General features: G+C 64.1%; 26 protein-coding genes and 2 pseudogenes. 16 read left to right on the top strand and 12 right to left on the bottom strand.

What is annotated here, in order from left to right; genetic code table 11:
- The 6 genes from FQ377_RS13185 (at position 1) to istB (FQ377_RS13160) (ending at position 6,067) form a co-directional block, all read left to right on the top strand.
- On the top strand, positions 1–882 hold the full coding sequence (locus FQ377_RS13185) for a LysM peptidoglycan-binding domain-containing protein (RefSeq protein ID WP_136455687.1): 882 nt from the start codon (positions 1–3) through the stop codon (positions 880–882).
- A 357-nt stretch (positions 883–1,239) separates the two neighbouring features.
- Positions 1,240–1,407 carry a helix-turn-helix domain-containing protein gene (locus tag FQ377_RS13180; protein ID WP_246021436.1) on the top strand — a complete coding sequence of 56 codons (168 nt, stop codon included), beginning with the start codon at positions 1,240–1,242 and terminating at the stop codon, positions 1,405–1,407.
- Between the two features lie 191 nt (positions 1,408–1,598).
- A complete protein-coding gene (gene istA, locus FQ377_RS13175; protein WP_136455831.1) occupies positions 1,599–3,158 on the top strand; it encodes an IS21 family transposase in 1,560 nt (519 codons plus the stop codon).
- The gene (gene istB / locus FQ377_RS13170) at positions 3,155–3,934 is read left to right on the top strand and encodes an IS21-like element helper ATPase IstB (protein ID WP_136455830.1); all 780 of its coding nucleotides are present in this window, start codon (positions 3,155–3,157) and stop codon (positions 3,932–3,934) included. Before istA ends, istB (FQ377_RS13170) begins: the two co-directional genes overlap by 4 nt.
- 313 nt (positions 3,935–4,247) lie before the next feature.
- Positions 4,248–5,243 (top strand): Mu transposase domain-containing protein, encoded by a 996-nt coding sequence (locus FQ377_RS13165; RefSeq protein ID WP_262364462.1) that lies wholly within the window; start codon positions 4,248–4,250, stop codon positions 5,241–5,243.
- Positions 5,240–6,067 (top strand): IS21-like element helper ATPase IstB, encoded by an 828-nt coding sequence (istB, locus tag FQ377_RS13160; RefSeq protein WP_136455743.1) that lies wholly within the window; start codon positions 5,240–5,242, stop codon positions 6,065–6,067. Before FQ377_RS13165 ends, istB (FQ377_RS13160) begins: the two co-directional genes overlap by 4 nt.
- A 65-nt stretch (positions 6,068–6,132) precedes the next feature.
- Here istB (FQ377_RS13160) and FQ377_RS14910 read toward each other — a convergent pair whose 3' ends face one another.
- Positions 6,133–6,348 (bottom strand): heavy-metal-associated domain-containing protein, encoded by a 216-nt coding sequence (locus FQ377_RS14910; protein WP_168796584.1) that lies wholly within the window; start codon positions 6,346–6,348, stop codon positions 6,133–6,135.
- Positions 6,349–6,951: 603 nt separating this feature from the next.
- On the opposite strand from FQ377_RS14910, the gene FQ377_RS13150 reads away from it, so the two are divergent.
- Entirely contained in the window at positions 6,952–7,170 is a 219-nt protein-coding gene (locus FQ377_RS13150) for a hypothetical protein (protein WP_136455741.1), read from the top strand.
- 268 nt (positions 7,171–7,438) lie between these two features.
- Here FQ377_RS13150 and FQ377_RS13145 read toward each other — a convergent pair whose 3' ends face one another.
- The 4 genes from FQ377_RS13145 to FQ377_RS13130 form a co-directional block, all read right to left on the bottom strand.
- Positions 7,439–8,119, bottom strand: a complete 681-nt coding sequence (locus tag FQ377_RS13145) for a recombinase family protein (protein ID WP_136455740.1) — start codon at positions 8,117–8,119, stop codon at positions 7,439–7,441.
- A 316-nt stretch (positions 8,120–8,435) separates the two neighbouring features.
- Entirely contained in the window at positions 8,436–8,870 is a 435-nt protein-coding gene (locus FQ377_RS13140; RefSeq protein WP_246021457.1) for a peptidase, read from the bottom strand.
- Between the two features lie 102 nt (positions 8,871–8,972).
- Positions 8,973–10,892 (bottom strand): heavy metal translocating P-type ATPase, encoded by a 1,920-nt coding sequence (locus FQ377_RS13135; RefSeq protein WP_136455739.1) that lies wholly within the window; start codon positions 10,890–10,892, stop codon positions 8,973–8,975.
- Positions 10,889–11,284, bottom strand: a complete 396-nt coding sequence (locus FQ377_RS13130; RefSeq protein ID WP_136455738.1) for an ArsR/SmtB family transcription factor — start codon at positions 11,282–11,284, stop codon at positions 10,889–10,891. The genes FQ377_RS13135 and FQ377_RS13130 overlap by 4 nt, the downstream gene beginning before the upstream one ends.
- A gap of 145 nt (positions 11,285–11,429) precedes the next feature.
- On the opposite strand from FQ377_RS13130, the gene FQ377_RS13125 reads away from it, so the two are divergent.
- The 3 genes from FQ377_RS13125 (at position 11,430) to FQ377_RS13115 (ending at position 13,964) form a co-directional block, all read left to right on the top strand.
- Positions 11,430–12,710 carry an MFS transporter gene (locus FQ377_RS13125; RefSeq protein WP_148601718.1) on the top strand — a complete coding sequence of 427 codons (1,281 nt, stop codon included), beginning with the start codon at positions 11,430–11,432 and terminating at the stop codon, positions 12,708–12,710.
- Between the two features lie 43 nt (positions 12,711–12,753).
- Entirely contained in the window at positions 12,754–13,071 is a 318-nt protein-coding gene (locus tag FQ377_RS13120; RefSeq protein ID WP_136455747.1) for an ArsR/SmtB family transcription factor, read from the top strand.
- Between the two features lie 470 nt (positions 13,072–13,541).
- On the top strand, positions 13,542–13,964 hold the full coding sequence (locus FQ377_RS13115; RefSeq protein WP_136455736.1) for a YkvA family protein: 423 nt from the start codon (positions 13,542–13,544) through the stop codon (positions 13,962–13,964).
- Between the two features lie 182 nt (positions 13,965–14,146).
- On the opposite strand, the gene FQ377_RS13110 is transcribed toward FQ377_RS13115, so the two are convergent.
- Positions 14,147–14,404, bottom strand: a complete 258-nt coding sequence (locus FQ377_RS13110; RefSeq protein ID WP_026531430.1) for a metal-sensitive transcriptional regulator — start codon at positions 14,402–14,404, stop codon at positions 14,147–14,149.
- 132 nt (positions 14,405–14,536) lie between these two features.
- On the opposite strand from FQ377_RS13110, the gene FQ377_RS13105 reads away from it, so the two are divergent.
- The 6 genes from FQ377_RS13105 to FQ377_RS13080 all read left to right on the top strand — a co-directional run bounded on the left by FQ377_RS13105 (position 14,537) and on the right by FQ377_RS13080 (position 19,669).
- Complete coding sequence (locus FQ377_RS13105) at positions 14,537–15,160, top strand: rhodanese-like domain-containing protein (RefSeq protein WP_136455746.1); 624 nt, start codon at positions 14,537–14,539, stop codon at positions 15,158–15,160.
- Positions 15,157–15,924, top strand: coding sequence for a sulfite exporter TauE/SafE family protein (locus FQ377_RS13100; protein ID WP_136455735.1), 768 nt, complete (start codon positions 15,157–15,159; stop codon positions 15,922–15,924). The genes FQ377_RS13105 and FQ377_RS13100 overlap by 4 nt, the downstream gene beginning before the upstream one ends.
- Positions 15,925–15,958: 34 nt before the next feature.
- The gene (locus FQ377_RS13095; protein ID WP_136455734.1) at positions 15,959–16,255 is read left to right on the top strand and encodes a rhodanese-like domain-containing protein; all 297 of its coding nucleotides are present in this window, start codon (positions 15,959–15,961) and stop codon (positions 16,253–16,255) included.
- 67 nt (positions 16,256–16,322) lie between these two features.
- A complete protein-coding gene (locus FQ377_RS13090; RefSeq protein ID WP_136455733.1) occupies positions 16,323–17,678 on the top strand; it encodes an MBL fold metallo-hydrolase in 1,356 nt (451 codons plus the stop codon).
- A gap of 234 nt (positions 17,679–17,912) precedes the next feature.
- On the top strand, positions 17,913–18,179 hold the full coding sequence (locus FQ377_RS13085; protein WP_136455745.1) for an SHOCT domain-containing protein: 267 nt from the start codon (positions 17,913–17,915) through the stop codon (positions 18,177–18,179).
- On the top strand, positions 18,176–19,669 hold the full coding sequence (locus FQ377_RS13080; RefSeq protein WP_136455732.1) for a multicopper oxidase family protein: 1,494 nt from the start codon (positions 18,176–18,178) through the stop codon (positions 19,667–19,669). The genes FQ377_RS13085 and FQ377_RS13080 overlap by 4 nt, the downstream gene beginning before the upstream one ends.
- 273 nt (positions 19,670–19,942) lie before the next feature.
- Here FQ377_RS13080 and FQ377_RS13075 read toward each other — a convergent pair.
- The 6 genes and pseudogenes from FQ377_RS13075 to FQ377_RS13050 all read right to left on the bottom strand — a co-directional run.
- Positions 19,943–20,422, bottom strand: a pseudogene (locus FQ377_RS13075) (transposase); the annotation flags it as partial.
- A 42-nt stretch (positions 20,423–20,464) separates the two neighbouring features.
- On the bottom strand, positions 20,465–20,680 hold the full coding sequence (locus FQ377_RS13070; protein WP_168796583.1) for an IS3 family transposase: 216 nt from the start codon (positions 20,678–20,680) through the stop codon (positions 20,465–20,467).
- Between the two features lie 13 nt (positions 20,681–20,693).
- Entirely contained in the window at positions 20,694–21,662 is a 969-nt protein-coding gene (locus FQ377_RS13065; protein ID WP_246021453.1) for an IS110 family RNA-guided transposase, read from the bottom strand.
- A gap of 322 nt (positions 21,663–21,984) precedes the next feature.
- Complete coding sequence (locus tag FQ377_RS13060; protein WP_262364463.1) at positions 21,985–22,767, bottom strand: IS3 family transposase; 783 nt, start codon at positions 22,765–22,767, stop codon at positions 21,985–21,987.
- Positions 22,768–22,784: 17 nt separating this feature from the next.
- On the bottom strand, positions 22,785–23,087 hold the full coding sequence (locus FQ377_RS13055) for a transposase (RefSeq protein WP_136455011.1): 303 nt from the start codon (positions 23,085–23,087) through the stop codon (positions 22,785–22,787).
- 31 nt (positions 23,088–23,118) lie between these two features.
- Positions 23,119–23,820, bottom strand: a pseudogene (locus FQ377_RS13050) (transposase); the annotation flags it as partial.

Raw genomic sequence — 23,820 nt, 5'->3', positions numbered from 1 at the left:
ATGTCACGTGTCATTTCTGCGCGCCACCGCGCCACCGTCAACCACTCAATCGCCCTTGAAGGACTGTCCTTCTCCGCGAAGACCGGCGCTGTTGCGCTGGGCAAGCCGGCCATCATCGCTGCTGCGACCGGCGGCATCGTCCTCGCAGTAGGAGTTCCCGCCCAGGCTGGCACCTACACCCAGGAAGCAGCCGGCACCGCTATCCAGGCGCCCGCCGCTGCAGCAGCCGGTGTTCACACCGTCGTTGCAGGTGACACCCTCGGCGGTATCGCTGCCCTGTATGACGTCAACCTGAACACACTCCTGGCGCAGAACGGTCTGTCCTATGCCTCGGTCCTCTACCCGGGCCAGCAGATCACCCTCACGGGCGCTTCAGCTGCATTGACGTGGGCACCGGCCGCCGTGAGCCCCGCCGCAGCACCGACAACCGAAGTCTCCTACATCATCCCGGCAGCCCCGGCCCCTGCAGCAGCCGTTGCTCCCGTAGCAGCTCAGTCCGGTTACTCCTTGACTTCGTCTGCTATTGCCCCTATCCAGCAGTCGGGGCCCGTCAGTGACGCCGCAGCAGGTGGTGTCGGTGCAGCTCTGGTCGCCTCGGCCTACAGCCAGCTAGGCTCCATCCAGGACTGCACGATCCTCGTCGAACAGGCCCTGCGTTCAATCGGCAAGGACGTAGGAGATCTGGGACCGACGCAGTTCTACCAGTACGGCACTGTCGTCTCCACGCCAGCCCCCGGTGACCTGGTCATCCGCCCCGGCCACATCGGCATCTACGTCGGCAACGGCGAAGTCATCAGCAGCGGCATGAACGGTGCGAACCTCACCATCAAGCACCCACTGTCGGACCTGGCCGGTTCGTCCTTCGTGCGGGTCAACGGCTAATACTGATCGATGTGGATGTCGTCTCCATAGACTGAGAGAGCGGCAGGCGCCCTGAACGGGGGTGCCTGCCGCTTTTATTCTGCCCAGATACAACGAGCACGCCTTGCGTGCTCCTTATAAATGTTGATTCGCCTGAACTGAACCGCTCTGGTTCTTGCCAATAGTGACTCTTCCTCTGGTCTCATCCAAGGGGAGGGGGGACCGGTGCCTGCGTCTAGGCTCTGACGGTGCTCACTGAAATTCCCCAGTTCTGCTTGTTGAAGTTCCTCACTCCGGGTCGCTCCGCTGCATGAGGCGGGCCTCCCTCGATGCTGGTGGTCTCTGACCACTCACCAGCTCGAGGGAGGCCCTCTTCTCATGCTTTCAGAGGAGGACGACGTGGACATCCACGCGCTCAAACGGCAGGGCATGACGATCAGCGAGATCGCCCGCCGCACCCACCATGACCGCAAGACGATCCGGGCGTATCTGTCCGGGAAACGGGCACCCGGCGTCCGCCAGCGGGCGACCCCGGACTCGTGTTAGCGGCCATGAAAAACTGCCCATAGGCGGCCACGGAAGTGCCCACTGACGGCCAGGAGCACTGCCCGTTGGTGGCCATGAGATCTGCCCACTTCTTGTTTGGAACCCCGACCGCTTATGCGGCGGGAGCCTCTTCCCGGGGTTTGATTGCGGTGTCTAAGACGCACCAAAGTCGCCCGGGAAGAGGCCCTGTTATGAAGTTTGACGGAGAAATCATGGAAATTCTTGCTGCCTACGATCTGACCGGGTCGTTGCGCGCTGCAGCCGAGCTCACCGGCTGCTCGCACCACACTGTTGCCCGGCATGTTGCTGCCCGCGACGCGGGGAAGCCGATCGCCGAACCTGCCTACCGGGGCCGGGTGACGGACCCATTTATGCCCAAGATCGAGGAATGGGTCGAGGCGTCCAGGGGACGGATCCGCGCCGATAAAGCGCACGAGAAGCTCATCGCGCTGGGCTATGAGGGATCGGACCGGTCGACACGGCGGGCGGTCGCGCAGGTCCGCGCCGCGTACCGGCTTGGTCATGTCCGAGTGCACCGGCCGTGGGTGACGGAGCCTGGCATGTGGTTGCAGTATGACTTCGGCGACGGACCGGTCATCGAGGGTCGCAAGACGGTGTTGTTCGTGGCCTGGTTGGCGTGGTCGAGGTTCCGGGTCGTGATCGCGTTGCGGGACCGGACGGCGCCGAGCGTGTTCGCGGCACTGGATCGCACGTTCCGGAGAATCGAGGGCGCCCCGACGTATGTGCTGACCGATAACGAGAAGACCGTGACGGTGTCCCACGTCGCGGGGGTGCCGGTGCGCAACCAGCAGACCGTGGACTTTGCCCGCCATTACGGTGTCACGGTGCTGACTTGCCAGCCGGCGGATCCGGCGTCCAAGGGCGGGGTGGAGGCCGCGGTGAAGCTGGCGAAGGCCGACCTCGTGCCCAAGGACACGAACCTGCGGGCCGAGTACGCCTCGTTCACCGAGCTGGAGGCGGCGTGCGAGGCGTTCATGGACGAGGTCAACACCCGGGAGCACCGGGTGACCCGCCGGAAGCCAGCACTCATGCTGGTGGAGGAGGCGCCCCGGTTGCATCGGGTTCCGGACACCGCGCATACGGTGGCGTTCGGGCTGTCGCGGGCCGTTCCGGAGAACACCCCGATGGTCACCTTCGAGAACGGCCAGTACTCGGTTCCCGCGCACCTTTTGGGCGCCCGGGTGTTCGTGCGCAGCCACGGAATCGGTACGGACGAGCAGGTCGTCGTCGTCCACGTCGGCACCAATGGTCCCCTCGAAGTCGCCCGGCACCCCCGGGCCAGGCCGGGAAGCCCCGCGATCGATGACACCCATTTCCCTGATCATCACCAGAAGGTCCCAGGTGAGTACACGATCAAGGCGCGCAGCGCCGCGGAGGCCGAGTTCCTGGGCATCGGCGCCGGAGCCCACGCCTGGCTGCTGGAAGCCGCCGCAGCCGGCACCGCACGGATGAACCAAAAGATGGCCGAAGCCGTCGCGCTGGCCAAGATCAGCGGCACCGCCGAGGTCGATCAGGCCTTGGGTGAAGCGGCCACCTATAGCCGCTTCGCGACGGGAGACCTGGCATCGATCCTGGCCGCGGGCGGCGCCCGGACCGGGTCCCGAACAGCGGACGAGAAGACCTCGCTGGCGCAAGGCACCGCCGGGTGGGCCTCGATCGGGCAGACCATCACACCCGTGGTCCACATCGTCGAGGTCGCCGCCGCCGATGATCTGGAGGAAAGCGCATGAGTGTCACCCAGGCCCCCGCTCCCGCCCTGCCGGCGGACCTTGAGGCGTTAATGCGGCAACTGAAAATGCCCTACGCCCGCGCGTTGGCACCGGAACTCATCGCGACCGCCAAGTCACAGCGGTGGGAACCCGTCGAGGTCATCAAGGCCCTCTTCGTCGAGGAAGTCGCCGGCCGGTCCCGGTCCATGCTCGTCACCAGGCGCAAAGCCGCGGGGTTCCCGACCGGGAAGACGTTCGATACCTGGGACCCGGCTGCTTCCTCGATCCCGGCGCCGACGCAGCAGGCACTGCGGACCCTGGAATGGATCGGCCGGAAGGAAAACGTCGTGGTCTGCGGGCCCTCCGGGACGGGAAAGACGTTCTTCCTCGAGGCCCTCGGCCAGCACGCCGTGGAGGCCGGGATGCGGGTCGCCTGGTTCCGGCTCGAGGACCTCGGCGCGCTGGTACGCGCGCACCGCTCAGATGACTCCGTTCACCGTGTCGTCGCCCGCATCCTTCGCGCCGATCTCATCGTCGTTGATGACATAGGTCTCCTCGAAGTCGGTGCAGACGCCGCCGAAGGGCTCTATCGTCTCGTTGACGCCGCGTACGAAAAACGCTCCATCGCGGTCTCCTCGAACCTGCACCCCGCCGGATTCGACCAACTCATGCCTAAAACCCTCGCGACAGCGACCGTCGACCGGCTCCTGCACCACGCCCACGTCTGCCAAACGACGGGCGAGTCCATCCGGCTCACCCAAGCCCTCGCTGGGAAAGGAGTCACTGCGATGAACTAACCCACCACAACCCCGCATGGCCAACGCCACCAACCCCCTGGTGGGCAGATCTGTTGACCATGACCGGGCAGTTCCCGTGGCCACCAGCGGGCATTTCTGCTGGCCGCCCACGGGCAGTTCCTAGTGGCCATTGACAGACTCGTTCGACCCGTACGCCGACTACGTGAAAGCCAGGCTCGGCGAGGACCCGCATCTGTGGGCGATGACGTTGCTGGACGAGCTTGTCGCACTCGGGTTCACGGGGTCGTATCCGACCCTGACCCGGCAGATCCGGGAGCGGGATCTACGACCGTTCTGCGGGAGCTGCGCTCATGTGACAAAGCGCCCAAACGCGGTCATCGATCATCCGCCCGGGGAGGAAACCCAGTTCGACTGGCTCGAACTGCCCGACGCCCCGGCGGGGTGGGGGTTCCCGACGAAGCGGGCGTTCCTACTGGTCGGGTCGCTTCCGCACTCCGGTGTCTGGCGGGCGGTGATCTCCCCATCGATGGATCTCCCGCACCTGCTCGCCGCGATGACGACACAGCTGGCCCTGCTCGGCGGAGTCACGAGGGATTGGCGGTTTGATCGGATGACCACCGTCGTGAAGGCCGGCAGCAGCGATCTGAACCCCCAGTTCGCCGCGTTCGCGAAGCATCACGCCGTCAGCGTGATCGCGTGCCGACCCCGGTCCGGGAACCGGAAAGGGGTGGTCGAGAAGAACAACCACACCGCGGCGCAACGGTGGTGGCGGAACCTTCCCGAGGACCTCACCCTCGAACAGGCGCAGGCCAGCGTCGAAGCGTTCGCTGTTCGTCAAGACCTACGCGTTCGGGAGAGCGAAACCGGTTCGACGACCGCGCAGGTCATGTTCACCGCGGAACGGCTGAGGCCGTTACCGCCGGTACCGTTCCCGGTCGTGATCGCCGAGGAACGCACCGCGACCCGGCAAGCGTTGATCGACTGGCGCGGAAACCGGTACTCCGTCCCGCCGGAACTAGCTTCAGCGAAGGTGGTCGTCCACCAGCGCCTCGGCGCCGTGGTGATCGACATCGCCACCGTCTCGGGAGTCGTGATCGCCCGCCACCGGGTCGCTGAACCCGGCCTCGGGGTCACTGTCCGCGATACCGGGCATGTCACGGCCCTGGACACCATCGCGATGGCATCGGCTCCTCCAGGGCGTCCGCACCGACGCAAAGAACGCATCCCGCCAGGAGCTGCCGCTCAACGCGCTGCAGCCGTCCTCACCGGGGCTATCGAGCCCACCGCAACCGTGATCGATCTAGCCGCTTACGAGCAGGCCGCGAAGAACAGGAACACCCTCCGATGACCACCAACCCGACCACTGCAACGACCACGACGAAGACCGCGGCAAGTGTCTACCAGCAACTGCGCGGCCATCTCACCGAGCTGAAACTCGCCGACGCAGCCGAGGCTCTGCCCGCCGTGCTGGACCAGGCGACCGCGCAGGGCTGGTCCCTTACCCACGCCCTCGAACGGCTCCTGCAGATCGAGGTGACCGCCACTGAGGCGCGCCGCCTCACCGGCCGGTTCCGGTTCGCGAACCTCCCCACCAGCACGACCCTGGACGACTTCGACCTCGACGCCGCATCAGGGATCGATAAGAACCTACTCAGCGAGCTGGGCACCTGCCGTTACCTCGAGACCGCGACGAACGTGCTCCTCATCGGCCCGCCCGGGGTCGGGAAGACCCACATCGCGACCGGCCTCGGACACGCCGCCGTCCAGGCCGGCTACCGCGTCTACTTCACCTCCGCAGCGGACCTAGCCGCCCGCTGCCACCGCGCCGCGATCGAGGGGAAATGGGCGACCATGATGCGGTTCTTCGCTGGCCCGACTCTGCTCATCATCGACGAGCTCGGCTACCTCCCGCTTCCCGGCGAGGCCGCGTCTGCCCTGTTCCAGGTCATCAACCAGCGCTACCTGAAAACCTCGATCGTGCTCACCACGAACCGGCCCGTCGGAGCCTGGGCAGAGATCCTCGGCGACACTACCGTCGCCGCCGCGATGCTCGACCGGCTCCTCCACAGGTCCGTCGTCATCACCCTCGACGGAGCGTCCTACCGACTGCGAAACCACCACGCCGCAGCCGAGCAACTCCGCCGCGTTACCACCGGCACGAACCTGCGCTAACCTGACCCCGCGACCTGAGGACATTCCGCGAGCACCACCGAGGAAAATCGATGAGCGCCGTCAGCTCAGGCCGTCGCGAGCTGGTAGCCTGCCTTTTCGACGGCGTCCTGCACAGACGATGCCTCAAGGGGCCGGCCGCTGGTGACACTGACAGTCGATATGCCGCCAGGAACAACAGCGATGCGGACGTTCTCCACGCCGTCCAGTTCGCCGATGGCACTGCTGACACGGCCTGCACAGGAACCACAGGTCAAGCCGGTCACTGAGTAGTCGGCAAACACAGTGCCTTCGTTCGTTGGCTGCGCTGCAGCCGATTGCTGGGGTGCGCAGCAACCGCAAGAGCCTCCCGAGGATGCATTTGCGTCAGAGCTGGCGGTAGCGCTGATATCAGTGAGGTCCATCGGGGTCCTGACAGTGTCAGTCATAGTGTCTCCTGCAGTCGGTGAGCAGCGAATCGTTGAGGTAGCCGCAGCGAAAGAGGGAGACCTTCAGCGAGGCCCCGATCTCATCGAGCGGTATAGGTAGACCTTTACGGCGTATGTCCCGGCGAAGGGAAGACAACCTTCTGAGGTGACACCGAGCATATACCCCAGGGGGGTATATATGAAAGTATCCTTCCTCACAGCTCAACTGCTCGCCAAGAAGCGTTTCAGGTGCACACGAGAAGGATTCTGCAGCTCAGGATGACCCCCCGTCAGAAGTGGTAGCCGCAGCTTTCTTCACACGCCAGCTTGTCTACAGGAGCTTCTTCCTCGGCCGTCGCCATCAGACGCTGACGCGACCTCACCCACCAGCACCCCACCAGAACTGACGAAACGACAGGGCAGGCACGCACAGTAACCCGCACGAGACAGCAGCGAGACGAGAGATGAGGAACAGATCCCATGGGAACCATGGATCACATCGCGCACCCCGCACAGCGCATCACCCTGATGAATTCCTTCAGCCAGAGCGTGAGTGTCCACCTTCCGCCCCTGGAACGCCCGACGCTCGAGGACGTCCTCGAGGACCGGATTAGTGCCGGCACCCCCGTGTTCTCCACCCAAGCGGCGTCGACGTCGCCTGGACCACAGACCCCCTCGACTAGACACACCACCAGGTGACCCACCAGATCGGCATACACGCAGGTAGCCGACGAACACCCTTGAACTCCTGTCACCTATACGACCGGCTACGTAACCGCATGTAATCCTTACTGTCCGTCCACGTCGGCTGGAATTACTTCCCGGTCAAGTCCCTAACGGTGGCGGCCAAAGCTCTACGCGTCAGTATTACGCCCGATAGCGAAGCCTGAACAGCTTTCGCCGCACTTTTCGGATGTTGCTACGACGCTATGACACCAAGCACCCTAGGGTTGCAGGACGGCATGTTTCAGCTGGCTGGTGGGGGAGTAAGCGGCATTGATGGCCCTGCGGTGGTGGTGTCGTTGAGCGGCAGTGGTACGGGAGCGGGGTGCGTGGTGAGCCACTGCTGGGCGTCGAGGGCATTGATACGCCGGTACAGGGTGGCCCGGGACATGCCCAGGTCCCGGGCGACGTGGGAGGCGGGTTGGCCCTGGTAGATAAGGCGGCGGGCGTTGCTGATCTGACTGTCGGAGAACGTTTCCCGGCGGCCGCCGAGGTCCATGCCTGCGGCACGACGTTTAGTATTGGAGTCGTTGACACGTTCGCGTTTGATCTCGAGTTCCATCTGGGCCAGGGCCGCCATGACGGTGAACACCATGGACCCCATCGGGGTCTCGGTATCGACGTTCCCGCCACCGAGGTTCAACACCTGCAGATTAATCGCCTGCGCCCGGAGAGTGTCGGCAAGAAGAAGCATGTTCGCCGTCGACCGACCCAAACGATCCAGAGTCGTGACGACCAGGGTGTCACCCTCATGCAGTGCATCAAGAGCCTGATCGAATTGCGGCCGGCGCGCCTGGGCGCCACTGACGCCATGATCCACGTACAGGTCGTCGCGGCGCACCCCGGCCGCGAGGAGATCCCGGATCTGCCGATCCGTGTCCTGCACCCGGGTCGACACCCGCGCGTACCCGATCAACCTACCCATACACGTTCCACCCTCACCATCACTCCACGAGCCGCACATCAAGTACATCAGGCACTAAAAGGGGTGGCTTGTGAATTCGTGAAATATCCGACGCTAGCGTTCCAAGGGCCTGGTATTCCGGGTGGAGCCCTGGTGCCACCTATGCCGTGTGAGGTACGTGCGTCCTGAGGTTGAGTGTTTCAAATTGATGTTGGCCCGGTATGACGGTGGTGAGGGCGCCCTCTCGGAGCCTGAAGTAGGCATCGGCGTCCCCGTCTGGGGTTCCGCTTCCAACGGCTCCGCGAGGCTGGAGGTCATGGCAGCGGCCCCGCCGTGGTCAGAGGTCGGTGATGCCGATGCCAGCATCATCCAGGCAGGGTGAGCGTTTGCCCGCGGGTTTACCCATGGACCGCAGGCACGTGCATTGGGGGCCCTTGACCGCGGGAAGGGCGGTCCAGACGAATCGTTGCATCCGGTTGTAGTTTCCGAAGTCCAGGACCGCTCCCTCGAGTCGGTTGGCCAGTTCATGGCTGACGGAAATTGTGAGCGCATCATGTGTCTCGGCTGGGGAGTCGAGTGTGCAAGCGGTGTACTTTTTTGGCCGTGTCCGGGAGAAGTAGAGTCCCTGGCTGCGGCAGCCGCCGGGCCCTTGGTAGCAGTGCAGGGAGCCGCCGAACACGGCGATCATCTCGAGTGCTTCGTTGGTGGCGTGGAAGTGGCCGTGTCCGGGCACTGTCACCAACGTCCGCTCATTTGCGGCTCCGGTATTCATTCGTTGTCCTTCGGTTTCGCATTGCTTATGGTGTGGGCGCCGGTTGGGAGCCAGTACCCGCTAGTCAGAGACGTTGTGGCGGGCGGGGTGGCGGTGGGTGGGTTAGTTTTTCCAGGCCTGACTGCGTAGCAGGCGCAGGCCGTTGAGGGCGACGATGACGGTGGAGCCCTCGTGTCCGGCAACGGCCAGCGGTAGTGGCAGGATGGAGATCAGGTCCCAGGTGACGAGGACCGTGATGAAGGTGGCCGCGATGGCGAGGTTCGCGATGATGTACCTGTGTGCGCGTTTCGACATTGCGATCAGTGAGGGCAGGGCTTCGAGTTCGTCGCGGACGATGATGGCGTCGGCTGTGTCCAGAGCGAGGTCGGAGCCGTGGCGTCCCATCGCTATGCCGGTGGTCGCTGCCGCGAGGGCGGGGGCGTCGTTGACGCCGTCGCCGATCAGTAGGACCCGGTGACCGCCCTGTTCCATCTGACGCACTGCTGTCGCCTTGTCAGCGGGCAGTAGGCGGGAGCGGACCTCGTCAATGCCGGTTTCGGCGGCGATCTGTGCTGCCGCCCGGTGGTTGTCTCCGGTGAGCAGATGAACCGGGTTGCCTGTGATCTGGTGCAGCCGGTCGACCGTGGCTGCCGCGGTCGGGCGGAGCCGGTCCGCCAGGGTGATCCGCCCTACCGTGGCCCCGTCGATGATGACGTAGACGACGGTTCCGGCCACGTCGTCATCGGCCTCCGCTTCGGGCCGCTCCACCCGGACCTGCCGGCCGTGGACGATGCCGGATACTCCCTGGCCGGGAACGGCCTGGAAGTTGGTTGCCGGCTCGACGGTAAGGCTTTTTTCCCGTGCATCCCGGAGGATTGCCCGGCCCAGCGGGTGCTCGCTGTACTGTTCCACGGCAGCTGCCAGCCCCAGGATTTCCGCGGGGGTGAAGGCGGCCTCTAGGGAATCCACCGCGGTAACTTTCGGGGTTCCCTCCGTGAGGGTTCCGGTTTTATCGAAGGCGACGACAGTGGTGCGGCCGACCTGCTCCATGACGGTGGCGGATTTGACCAGAACGCCGTGGCGTCCGGCGTTGGCGATGGCGGCCAGCAGTGGCGGCATGGTCGACAGGACCACAGCACAAGGCGAGGCAACGATCATGAAAGTGATGGCCCGCAGCAGGGCTGCCTCCAAGCTCTCGCCAAGAGACAGGGGCAGGAAGAACACCAACAGCGTCGCTACGATCACACCGAGGGAGTAGCGCTGTTCGACCTTTTCGATGAACAGCTGGGTCTTCGCCTTCGTGGCCGAGGCCTCCTCCACGAGGGTCACGATGCGGCTGACGACCGAGTCCTTGGCGGCCTTGGCTACCCGGACCGAGAGGACACCGCTGCCGTTGACGGTCCCGGAGAGCACCTCATCGCCTTCGCGCCGGACGACGGGAACCGACTCCCCGGTCATGGCTGCCTGATCGACCTCGCTGACTCCCCGGATGACGGTGCCGTCGGCGCCGATCCGTTCACCCGGGCGCACCAGAATCACATCCCCGACCTGCAGGTCCGCGGTGTCGACCTCCTCCTCGGTGCCAGTCCCATTACTCGGCACACGGGTGGCGCGTTCCGGGGCAAGGTCCAGCAGGGAACTGACGGAGTCAGCTGTCCGCTGCGTGACCAGGGCTTCCATGGCGCCCGATGTTGCGAAGATAACGATCAGCAGGGCTCCTTCGAAGACCTGCCCGATGGCCGCTGCCGCGATCGCCGCGACGATCATCAGCAGGTCCACGTCCAGGATCTTTTCGCGCAGCGCCCGCAATCCCGACAGTGCGGGGTCCCAGCCGCCAGCCGCATAGCACGTTAAGTAGAGGGACCACCACACGGCCGCCGGTGCCCCGGCAAGCTGTGCGATTCCGCCGAGTAAAAAAAGAACCAACGCGACCGTGGCCCACCGGACTTCGGGCAGCCGGGCCCCGGTACGGAAAATTGACGGGGGCTTAGGCAGGGACCGGCCCGTGGACGCCCCGGGCAGGGACGTCAGTATTTGGCTCATGCTTGCACCGCCGCGTCCACAGCCGGAGCCTGCGGGCGGGTCATATTGATGCGGTGATGCGCCGGCTCACCACCGAGGGAATGCTCGGCCTGGAACACGGCGTCCGCGACCAGTTTGCGCGCATGCTCGTTGGCCAGCCGATAAAAGACCCGGGTCCCGTCCTGCCTGGCAGCCACGATCCTGCCCAGGCGCAGCTTCGCCAGATGCTGCGACACGGCCGTCGGGGACTTGTCCACGATATCCGCGAGATGGTTTACGGACAGTTCCCCGTCCCGCAGGGCCAGAATGATCCGCACACGCGTCGCGTCCGCGAGCATCGCGAACACCTCGACCGCGAGCTCCACGTACTGACTGTCAGCATCAAGCCTGCAAGCATTCTTATCTTCACTCATATGAAGATTGTTCCATGAATAGACCTGATCCGATCCCGGTCAGGATTCAGAGGGACGGGCGCCGGCTCTGAACGAGACAACGTGGGGCGAACCTGTCTACAATTAGTGCACATACGTGCACGTATGCACTGAAGGGATTGGACGAATGCTAGCGGTTCTGCGGAATGTGACCTACCGGCGGCTGTTCGCCGCCCAGATCGTGGCCCTGATCGGCACCGGCCTGCTCACGGTGGCCCTCGGGCTGCTGGCCTACGACCTGGCCGGCCGGAACGCGGGCGCGGTGCTGGGAACGGCCCTGACGATCAAGATGCTCGCCTACGTGGGTCTGGCCCCGGTGATCAACGCGCTGGTGGCGCGGTTGCCCAAAAAGCCGGTACTGATCGGGGCTGACCTGATCCGGGCGGCGATGGCATTGGCTCTGCCATTCATTACAGAGACCTGGCAGATCTACGTGGTGATCTTCCTGCTGCAGTCCGCCTCCGCGACCTTCACCCCGGCCTTCCAATCGTTGATCCCGACCATCCTGAAGGATGAACGGGATTACACGCGCGCGTTGTCCCTTTCCAGGCTGGCCTATGACATGGAAGCTCTGGTCAGTCCGGCCCTTGCGGCCTTGCTGCTGACGCTGATCAGCTACAACAACCTGTTCATCGGCACAGTCGCTGGTTTTTTGTTCTCGGCCTTCATGGTCACGATCACGGTCCTGCCGCAGCTTTTCGTGCCGACCGGGCCGCAGACGTCCCTGTGGCACCGGACCACCCTGGGTACACGGATCTTCTGGCGCAACCGGCGGCTGCGTTCCCTGCTGGCGCTGAACCTCGTGGTCGCAGCCCCGACGGCTCTGGTGCTCGTCAACACCGTGGTCTACGTCCGCGACGTCCTACGGCGCCCAGACACCGACCTGGCCCTCGCACTGGCCTGCTTCGGTGTCGGGTCTATGATCGTCGCTTTGTCAGCACCCCGGGTCCTGGACCGGTTCGGCGACCGCCCCGTGATGCTCACCGGTGCCGCCGTGATCCCTGCCGTGCTGGCCGGCGCCACACTCATGACCTTCCTGGGCGTCGGCGGCGCGGGCTGGTGGCTGCTGCTGGGGCTGTGGTTCCTGCTCGGGGCGGCGAACTCCACGATCCTCACGCCCTCGTCCCGGCTGCTGCGCGATGCCTCCACCGAGGAAACCCGGCCGTACGTCTTCACCGCGCAATTCTCCCTCTCCCACGCCTGCTACATCCTAACCTACCCGCTGGCTGGCTGGATCGGGGCTGCCGCGGGACTGGGCTGGGCCGGGCTGACTTTGACAATTGTTGCGATGATAGGAAGTGCAGGTGCATTCCTGTCCTGGCCACGGCACGCCACCGCCACAGCCCAGGAACCAGCCACTGAGGAGCAAACCGTTGATCAGCCGGCCCAGCAGCGCGTTGAGCCCTAGCAGCGCGCTGAGCCCGCCCCTGGCGGAGCCGTCCCTGACTCACATGGTCACCCCGGGCCCGGAGCTGCTCGACACCGCTGCCGGGACGCTGCGGATGCTGGCCGAACCCACTCGCCTGCACCTGCTCTGGCAACTCTCCAGCGGCCCCAAGACCGTCACCGAACTGACGGACGCGTCCGGAGCGCCACGGACCGTAGTCAGCCAGCATCTGGCCAAACTCCGGCTCAGCGGCCTCGTGGACACCCGCAAAGACGGCCGGCACGTCATCTATAACCTCCACGACGGGCACCTGGTCCGACTCATCCGCGAAACCATCAACCACGCCGACCACCTGATGACCGGCGAACCAATCCACGGCTGAGGCCCCAACCGATGTCCCGGGGCTACAAAGCCGCCGTTCGAACACCGCCACCCGGCTAACAAAATGACGGAGCTGGACGCGCGTGCTTCGATCCGAAACCCGCATACGGAGGCTAAGTGTGCCAAACCATTCCACTGCGGTGACACTCTGGTGCTGTTGAAGCTGCGACCACTCCAGTTGGGGCGTGCGCTCTTGGTCCACATCATTCAAAACCTGCCCCAGCCGGGGCACCAGTCTCTGAATTTCCGGTCTAGGCATGGAGCTGATCGACACCCCATCGATTCAGGCTTGGCTGCCGACCGGTCTCGCGGCCTCCTGAGGTGTTCCCAACGGGATGGCCCAGCACAATTGGGGTGGCTTGTAACTTAGTGAAATAGCTAACGCTAACGTTCTACAGGGGCCTATAGTCCTAAAGAACTCAGTGCCACCTACGCTGTATTTATACTCAACAGCGGACAAGAGGGGCAGGCATGAACTGGTGGGACGCGCTGATCGCGGTCCTCGGCGGGATGGTCCTGATCTACGCCGTGTTGCTGATCTTATTGGCCGTCTATGCCCGAAAGCACCCGGAGACGGTGGGCATGAAGGAAGCGCTGCGGCTGTTACCGGATCTGCTGACCCTGCTGCGTCGGCTGACTGCGGACCGGAGCCTGCCGCGCGGAATCCGTGTCCGCCTGGTCCTGCTCGTGGTCTATCTCGCCTCACCTATTGATCTGGTCCCGGACTTCCTTCCAGTGATCGGATACGCCGATGACGCCATCATCGTGGCGCTGGTCCTGCGCTCGGTCATTCGCAAGGCGGGCAACGCACCGTTGGAACGGCACTGGCCCGGAACACCTGCCGGCCTTGCCCTGATTCGACGGCTGGCCGGTACGGCCGCAACGGCAGCATGAGCAGCCTAGAACTCACCGCCACCCTGACATGTCCGGCCAGCGGCAGCCAGGAAATAGGGTTGGGACCATCTCGCGGAACCTGATGCCATGCCGGTCGCCGGTCGGTAACGATGGTTTCCGGTTCTCGGCCCAAACAAGCCATCGAACAAGACAGCGGACCCTGACTTTGCCGGGTTTGCTGCTCAGGCCAGGGAGAGGAAGAGTTTTTCGAGCTCTTTTTTATCCATGGTGGTGTCTTCGCGGGCGATGCATTGCTCAAGTCCTGTGGCAATGATGGCGAACCCTGCCCGGTCCAGTGCCTTGGAGACAGCGGCGAGTTGAGTGACGATGTCCTTGCAGTCGCGCCCTTCCTCGAGCATGCGGGTCACGGCTGCCAGCTGTCCCTGCGCCCGCTTGAGACGATTGATCACGGGGGTCAGTTCTGTTGAATCGAGCTTCATGCCAAGTCTCCCAGTAGATAAATATTAACCCAATGATACCCCCTGGGGTGTGCTTGTGTACCCCCGGGGGTATGTGGAAGACTTGTTTCTTGTTGTTGGAGTTCCCGCATCCGTCTTGAAAGGACACCCATGATGTCCCCCCTTCCGTCTCCACCCGTCGTGACTTCCCTTGATCCGCAGGAACTGCGGTCCTGGATCATCCACCATGAGGACCTGACGGTTCTCGATGTGCGCTCCGCTGCGGAATTCCAGACTCTGCATGTCCGTGGTTCCTACAACGTGCCGCTGCCACTGCTCTCGGAGCACACCAATGAACTCGCCGCCCGTCTGGGCAGCCGCGTTGTCCTGGTCTGCCAGTCCGGCGTGCGTGCCGAACAGGCCCGCCAGCGTCTGGCAGGAGCCGGCATCGATACGGCCTATGTCCTCACCGGAGGGGTACCCGGTTTCGCTGAGATCGGCGGTGATGTTATTCGCGGACGGGTCCGCTGGGATCTTGAACGCCAGGTCCGCCTCGTGGCGGGATCCGCCGTCATCCTCGGTCTGGCTGGCGGCAGGTTCGTTTCCCCCCGACTCCGCCTGCTGGCCGGCGCTATCGGTACCGGTTTGACCTTCTCCGCGGCGACCAACACGTGCGCCATGGGGAAGGCACTCTCGGGTATGCCATGGAATAAAGCGGCCCAGGAACCCACCCGAGAAGCGGCCATCCTGCAGCTACCGACCAAAAATGCTGTCTCCGAAAGACTACGGGCGTCGTGATTCCGGCACTGATCCTGGGGCTCGTCGTCGGGATCGTGCTGGGCCTGGTCGGGGGTGGAGGATCAATTATTGCCGTCCCCGCACTGGTTTACGGGGTGGGCCTGAGCACCGCGGAGGCTATCCCCACCTCGTTGCTGGTGGTCGGCGCTTCCTCGCTGGCGGCGCTCGTCCCCCGACTGCGGGGCAGCATCAACTGGCCGGTCGCGTTGATCGTCGGAGCTGCCGGTATTCCCGCCGCGTGGGCCGGTGCGGCCGTTGGGCGGTTCCTCAATCCTGAGGTGTTGATGCTCGCCTTCGCGGTCATCATGGTGTTCGCTGGGATCCGCATGCTGGGCAGCACCAGCGAAACGGATGGGTCCTGCACCACCGGAAACACGGTATGGCGTGCGTGCGCTCCCAAGGCGGTCGTCATCGGGCTGGCCGTCGGTTTCCTGACCGGGCTCCTTGGCGTCGGCGGCGGATTCCTCATCACTCCCGCCCTGACCCTGTTCCTCGGGCTCCGCATGAAGCAGGCCGTCGGCACATCCCTGGCCATCATCGTCATCAATTCCGCAGCAGGATTCAGTGCCCACCTGAGTGGGTTCACCATCGACTGGCCGATCGTCCTGTCCTTCGCCACCCCAGCCATTCTCGGATCCCTTGTGGCCGGGCGACTCGCTGGGAACCTCAAAGACCATCATGTGCGCAAGGCGTTCGCCGTTCTCATCTTCCTCGTCGCCGCATGGATCCTACTCACCACCATCCCCAGCATGCTCACCACCTGACACGTTCCGATAACCCACCGTGAAGGAGAACCCGATGCCTGAAGTCACCGTTCCAGAAACCAACACGCGCCGCGGCGTCGAACAGATACTCGACGTCCGCGAGAACTCCGAGGTGGCAGAGGGCATGATTCCCGGTGCCGTGCACATCCCCATAGGGGAGCTGCACGGACGTCTGAATGAATTAGACCCCGCCGTCCCTGTGATCGCGGTCTGCCGCAGCGGTAACCGTAGTGCCACCGCCGCGGACGCACTCAACCAGGCGGGATTCACCGCCGCCACCATGACAGGAGGCATGATCGCCTGGCAGCGCGCCGACCTGCCAACCACCTGAACAACCGCAAGAGAATCTGATCTGCCAAACACTGCATTTGATCGATAATTCCACCAAGGAGAAAACCATGGACGTCATCATCATCGAGACTCCTCAGCTCGGGGACCGCAGCTACCTGATCCACGACAGCGAGGTGGCGCTGGTTATCGACCCGCAACGCGACACCGACAGGGTCGAGAAGACCGCGGCCGAAGCCGGGGTGCGGATCACGCACATCGCCGAAACCCATATCCATAACGATTACGTGACCGGCGGCCTGGCCTTCGCCAATCAACTCGGGGCAGTTTATCTGGTCAACGCCGCTGATCCCGTGGCCTATAAGCGCACCCCGATCAGCGACGGCGAAACCATCCAAATCGGAGGTTTCCTGCTCAAGGCGGTGGCGACCCCCGGCCACACCCACACCCACCTGTCGTACATCGTCACCTCCGAAAGCGGCGAGCAGGCTGTCTTCTCAGGCGGCAGCCTTCTCTACGGGTCCGTGGGCCGCACCGACCTGGTCAGCGCCGATGACACCGTTGCGCTGACGCACGACCAGTATGGTTCCGTCCGCCGCCTGGTCGAGGAAGCCGCCCATGAAGCGGCCCTGTATCCCACCCACGGCTTCGGATCGTTCTGCTCCTCCGGCCCGGCCAGCGGCGCTGGGGAGTCCACGGTCGGAGAACAGCTCTCCACCAACCACGCACTCACCGATCCAGATGAAGAGCACTTCGTGCACGAACTCATCGCGAATCTCACCGCGTACCCCTCGTACTACGCCCATATGCAACCCGCGAACACGCGGGGTCCAGGTCCTGCGGACCTATCCGTTCCCGATTCGCTGGAACCCGCGGAGCTCTCGCGCCGCCTTGAGGACGGCGAGTGGGTTGTAGACCTCCGTAACCGGGTGGCTTACGCCAGTAACCACCTGCAGGGATCGGTAAGCTTTGAATACGGGGACGGTTCCAGTTTCACCACCTTTCTGGGTTGGGTTCTGCCCTGGGACAAAAAGCTCACCCTCGTCGGAGACCGCGACGACGTCCAAAACGCTATTCGCGACCTTTCCCGCATCGGCATCGATTCCCCCGACGCCGCCTTGGGTACGGACCCGCGCAAACTCGCTGCGGACACCGCCGTGGTCTCCTACCCTCGACTCGGCTGGGAAGAAATGCTCACCGATAGGCCAGAGAACGAGACCATCCTGGATGTCCGGCGCACCGATGAATACGCCTCAGCCCACATTCCGGGAGCCGTGAACATTCCCCTGCACGAACTGCTCACCCGCATGGATGAAGTCCCCGCCGGCAAACTCTGGATTCACTGCGGATCGGGCTACCGCTCCGGCGTCGGCGCAAGCCTGCTGCAACGCGCAGGCAAGGACGTCGTCCACATCGACGCCATGTTCGGCGAAGCCGAAAAAGCAGGCGTTCCACTGGAGTCCTGACCCGCTTCCGCCCCACCATTGCGGCATTCGCTGACCTGGGATCAGGGCATTGAGATGCAGAACTCTGTCACAGTCAGTTGCGTAGAGGGCTTCGAAAAGGCGACAAGACAAGCACGACCACCAAACTGACTAGGCCCAGGATCTGCGTCCTCCACCAGGTTGTGCCGCGGCGCACCGTGGGATGAGTCAGCACCTGGCATGACTACAGGCGAACAAGAGATGAGGAGCACGATCATGATGAACGGCGGCGGTATGGGCGGCATGGGCTTGATGTGGATCTTCGGGTTACTGATGCTCGTGGGAGTGATCGTGCTGATAGTCGTGCTGGTGAAGGCTCTCTCCGGCAGATCCCCGAACACGGTCGGCCACGACAACAACCGTGGCCCGGTCACGGGTCCTGGCCGCGCGCGGCAGATCCTCGAAGAACGCTACGCCCGCGGGGAGCTCAGTACCGAAGAGTACCGGGAGCGGTTGCGGATTCTGGAGGGGGACAGCCGGTGAGCCCACTGACACGCCGTCAGCTGCTGGCGCTGGGTGCGGCAGGGGCCGGTGCCACAGCGGTCGGTGGGGCAGGTCTGTGGTGGACCACCAGCAACAGTCGCGAATACACCACAGGCGGGGACCTGACCGAACCCCAGGTGCTGTCCAGCAGCGACGGTGTGCTGGAACTGGACTTGGAGACCGCCTCGACCCGGATTCAGGTCGGCGGGCGTGAAGCCTCAGTGCAGACTTTCAACGGGTCCCTTCCGGGCCCTACGCTGCGCGTAGCACCCGGGGACACGATCCGGGTGACGATGACCAACCGGCTGGAGGCCCCGACGAACCTGCACGTGCACGGGCTGCACGTCTCCCCGGAGGGCAACGGCGACAACCCGTTCCTGAGCATCGGACCGGGAAAGTCCTTCGACTACGAGTTCATCCTGCCCGAAGACCACCCGCCGGGCACGTACTGGTACCACCCACACCGCCACGGGTACGTCGCCGACCAAGTCGCCGCCGGTCTTTACGGGGCGATCCTCGTCGAGGATCTCGAGCCTGTACCGGCCGCCCGGGAGCGGGTCATGGTGGTCTCCGACCTGTCCCTGGATGGGTCCGGGAATCTGGCCGAGGTGAACCAGATGCAGCAGATGATGGGCAGGGAAGGCGAGGTCGTGCTCGTCAACGGCCAAGTCCGCCCGCGACTGACCGCCGCACCCGGGGAACGCGAACGTTGGCGGATTGTCAACGCCTGCCCCTCCCGCTATCTACGGTTGCAGCTGGAGGGCCAACGGGTCCAGTTGCTCAGCCGGGACCTCGGGCGACTGCCGGTTCCCGAGGAGACCACCGAAGTGCTCCTGACTCCCGGCAATCGCGTCGAGTTGCTCGTCGAAACCACCGAAGGCTCCGCAAAGCTTGTGACAGCACCGGTGAGCCGCGGCGGAATGGACGCCATGATGGGCGGAGCCATGATGGGTGATAACAGTGCCGGCGGAGACGAGGCAATTGAACTGCTCACCCTCGAGGTGTCAGGTGACCGGGCGCAGACACCAAACCCTGTACCCGCCGGCCCCGCGCTGCGGGACCTACGCCAGGAACCGGTCGCCGCCCGCCACACCCTGGACTTCGCCATGGGAATGGGCGGTGGCAGCGCCATGATGGACGGCGCGGGCAGCGGCGAGAACACCATGATGGCCTTCACCATCAACGGCCGGGAATTTGACGCTGCGCGGACTGACACCGCAGTGGCGGTCGGGACCGTCCAGGAATGGACCCTGACCAATTCCAGCCCCATGGACCACCCCGTGCACCTGCACGTGTGGCCCATGCAGGTCATCGAAGACGATGGCCGCGACGTCCCCGAACCGAGGTGGCAGGACGTCGTTAACGTCCCGGCCCGCAGGCAGGTGAAAGTCCTCATCGCCTTCGACGACTTCCCGGGACGCACCGTCTACCACTGCCACATCCTCGACCACGAGGACCAAGGCATGATGGGCACCGTCGAAGCCCGCTAAGACAAGGGCTACCGGAGGGCGATGCCGCTGCCCGGCCCTCAGTTCCCGGCTGCTGTGCCCGGCGGAAATCGGACCTCAAACAACGATTGCGTCCCATGGGGACGCATCAGGCCTTCCGCTTAGCCTTGATCCACCGATCCGCGTTGAGGGCTGGATCGCTGGTCGAAGTTTTGGGTGATTGTGTTTTGGGTGTTGTTCAGGGCCCGGCCTCGCTGTCGGTGGTGTTCCACGGTGATCCTTGGTGATGCCGTTGCCCGGCTGGTGAGTTGTTTGTCAGGCTCGCTGCGGTGGTGAGTGAACGGCGGCGAAGAGTTTCTCCCAGGCTTTTTGCCAGGGCCATGCCTCGGGCAGGTGCAAACAGATCCTGCGGGCGCTGGAGGCGATGCGGGCCGGGATGTTGACCAGTTTCGCCCTAATCGTTGCGGTCCTGGCTTTGGCGAATGTCCCGCTGGCGATTACCCCGGCGGCCCGGGTGAGGTTGTAGGCCATGACCGCAGCGACCAGCCAGGCACTGTTGGCCCCGAAGTGCCCCGACGGCAAGTGTGCCAGGGCACTGTTTTTCAGGTCGGCGTTGACCTGCTCGATGATCGCGTGTTTCCGGTGGGTGGCATCGGCGGCGACGGTGTCCAGGGTGCCGGGATCGACGGTGGTGAAGAACGCATGGAACCGGTACGTATCGAACAGGGTTGACTGCCCGTCGGTGGCATTTGGGTTCAGTTCCCGGATCCTGCGCACCACCAACCGGCCAGGGACTGCGCTCGTCAAGTTTGTGAGACCGTTCTTTGTTGTTTCTGGTTACGCGGCCAAGGGTTCCTGGTCGCGGGTCTGGTGGTCGGCTAGGGCCGATAGGGCTGCTGCCGGTGCTTTTCCACCGGCTCTGCGGTTCGGTCTGCGGCGGTTGTACCAGCCCTCGATGTAGTCCATGACGGCGGTCCTGGCGGCGAGTCGGCTGGTGAAGCGTTCGTGGTGGTAGAACTCGGTCTTCAGATGCGAGAAGAAGTTCTCGGCCACGGCGTTGATGCTCCTATGGTTGTCGAGCTGGGAGTTCGCCGGTTTTCGGGTTGGCTGTGATGAGGTGGTAGACCTCTCGGATGACGTAGCGCTTGAGGCAGCGGATGATGTCGCGCTTTGATTTGCCTTCTGCTGTGCGGCGGGTCACGTAGGCGACTGTGGGCTCGTGGAAGCGCATGCGGCCAATCACGACGCGGTAGATTGCTGCGTTGAGTTGTCGGTGGCCGCCGTGGTTGATGCGGTGTTTGCCGGAGGTCATGCCTGAGCCGGTGGGGATTGGGCTGATGCCAGCCAGTTTCGCGAAGGCTGCTTCGGACCGGATGCGTTCGGGGTTGTCTCCGGCGACGATGAGGATCTCCGCTGCGGTGTCAGCGCCGATGCCGAAGGGTTCGATGAGCTGGGGTGCGGTCTGGGTAACGAGGTCCTTGATCATCGTGGCGAGTTCTTTGGCTTCGGTGTCGAGGTGTTGCCAACGGCGCGCCAGGGAGCGAAGGGTATGGCGGATACTGTCTTCTGGTGTTCTAAGCTCTCGCGGACGGAGGGCAGCGAAGTGGCGTGCGAGCATCATTTGGGTCTTCCGGGCGGTCTCCTTGCGCATCGACTCGGGTGCATGCACGAGCATCGCCTTGAGCGTCACCATCGCCGCTGACCGGTCCTTCACGGCGGTGTCGTGGGCGACTTTCAGTTGCCGGATCATTTCCACGGTGCCATCGGCGGTTTTCGGTTCCGCGGTGGCGAATCCGGCGAGGACGGCGCGCGCTGCATTCTCTGCGTCAAGAGTGTCGGATTTGCCGACGAGGCGGCGCATCCGCCGGTCGGGGCGGTTGACCTCGATGACGCGATAGCCGTTGCGGCGGACGAAGGAGGTGAGTCCGGCTCCGTAGGAGCCGGTGCCTTCAATGCCGAACGCGATGATTTGCCCGAACGATGCGGCCCAGTCGAGCAACTGGCGGAATCCGCCGCTGTCGGTCGCGATCGTCAAGGGTGGCGAGGATCCCACCGATAGAGTCCATCGCCGCCGCGACGTGGACGTGTTTGTGCGTGTCGACGCCGACAACGACGTGTCCGGAGCGAGTGAGCGGGATAGGGGGCGCTGCTGCCATGACCATCAGTTTCTCCTGCCGTTTAGTGTGGATTTGACGCTGACGCTGGCGGGTGGACAGGACTGTCATGGGGACGCTCTTAAAAGTTGCTCCAGGCTCCTATTAGGTCACGCTCGACCGGCGCAGTGTTTTTTTGCTTTGCCCGGCCGCGAGGCTGACAGATCAACGCAAAGGCACCCGAAGGGCCGTTCCCAACATGGGTCAAGCCGCCGCGGTCAGGACTTCCGAATTCAGTCTGAATCCGACATCAATAGCCTGACAATCCCAGCAGACCCCGACTGCTCCCATCGACTGGGTGAGCGAGTTCCCGCCGCACCAGGCCTGGAATTCCTGCGAGGTGTATTGAGCGCCGCGATCCGAGTGAAACACCACGCCGGGCTTCTCGCTGCCTGGCTCTTCAATGTCCGCCTTCTGGCGGTCGGCGAGGTATCCGTGGTCCCGGGCCATGGTCAGGGCGCTGGTGCACAGGCTCGCGCGCATGTGCTCGGCCATGGCCCAGCCGATCACCATGCCCGTGCAGAGGTCGATCACGGTTGCCAGATACAGCCATCCTTCCCCGGTGCGCAGGTAGGTGATGTCCCCGACGAGCCGGGTCCCGGGCACCTTCGAGGTGAAGTCCCGGGCACCGTGGTCGTCGAGCATGTGGTTGCTGATATGCGCTGTCTTGGCCTGCGGGTCCTGCACGGTGGTCTTCTTCCACGCGGTGATGCGCACCGCGCGCAGCCCTTGTTGGCGCATGATCGCGCCCACCGTCGGGGCCGACACGGAGATGCCGGCAGTGTTGAGCATCAGCGTCAGCTGATCCCGGCCGGCACGGCCCTTCTCCTTGGTGTAGAGCTCGTTGATAGCGGTCGTGAGTTTGTCGTGGCGCACCATCCGCGGTGAAGGGCCGGCAGGGTTCCGCCACCGGTAGAACGAGGCCCGCGACACTTTCAGGACCCGGCACAGCCACGCGATCGGGTAGGTCGCCTTCTCTACTTCGATGAACGCGTAGAACTCTTCTATCGTTGCTTCGCTGCAAAGAAGGCGCTGACTTTTCCCAGGAACTCGACCTCAGCCTTGAGCTTCGCGTTCTCCGCCAACGCCTTCTGGTGCTCCTGCCACGACACCGGGTCACGGGCCCCGGCCGGGTCCGGTACGGCAGGATGCTTCGCCCGGTAGGTGCGCAACCAGTTCCCCAGGGTGCTTTCCTTCACCCCGATTTCCACCGCGATCTGCTTCACGGGTCGTCCTGAGGTCAGGACAAGCTGCACGGAATCTTCACGGAACGCGGGGGCGTACGTCTTCTTACTACGAGTAGTCATCTGAAACGGAGGCTCCAATCAAGCTGTCTCACAAAACCATACGGCCGCAGACGTGCTCGTTCTTCTTCCGGGAGGAGAACGCGGTGAACGGTGTTTCGGCGACCTCGGCCTTCGAGATCCAGGTGTCAGTAGTTTCGTCGAAGACCGCGTCGGTGTAGTCGATGGTCCTCCATTGTGTTTCCTCGATGCCAGCGATGGCGCGTTTGACTGCCGGGTTCATGCGCACCGTCACCGAGACCTCCGCCCCGCCAGCAAGAGCCGCGCTCACCGGGGCGTGACCGTAGTAGGCCGAATCGAACCGGCACAATACCGGCGAACCGGCATGAACCCGTCCCAGGGTTGCTAGGGAATCGGCGACCAGGCGTGTGGCGCCGCGCGCCGAGTTCGCCGCTCCCTTGCGTAGGCGTTGGGCAAGGATCACCGGAGCGGTGTCCTTCGTGGAAGCGATGGCCAGCAGGGCGTTGAGCCCACGGACCCCCGAATACCCGTACCCGGAGCCCTGCTTCTGATACCCATGGACCTCGATGATCGTGTCGTCGATATCCACGAACACGAACCCCTCCGCCCCGGGGCCACGCAGCAGGGGTGCCTGCTTGGCGAGGTTTCCTAAGAAGCGGGACGCGACGGCGTCGAGTTGGCGGACATGCCCGAAAGTGAAGGCTCGCAGGAACGACCCCAAGGTGGAGGGGGCGTAGCAGGAGGAGAAGAGCCGCTTCATCCCGCCGTGGCGCAA

Origin of the sequence: Arthrobacter echini (assembly GCF_008107445.1) — a bacterium.
Classification (GTDB): domain Bacteria; phylum Actinomycetota; class Actinomycetes; order Actinomycetales; family Micrococcaceae; genus Arthrobacter_D; species Arthrobacter_D echini_A.
This window is presented reverse-complemented; position numbering and strand designations above follow the sequence as displayed.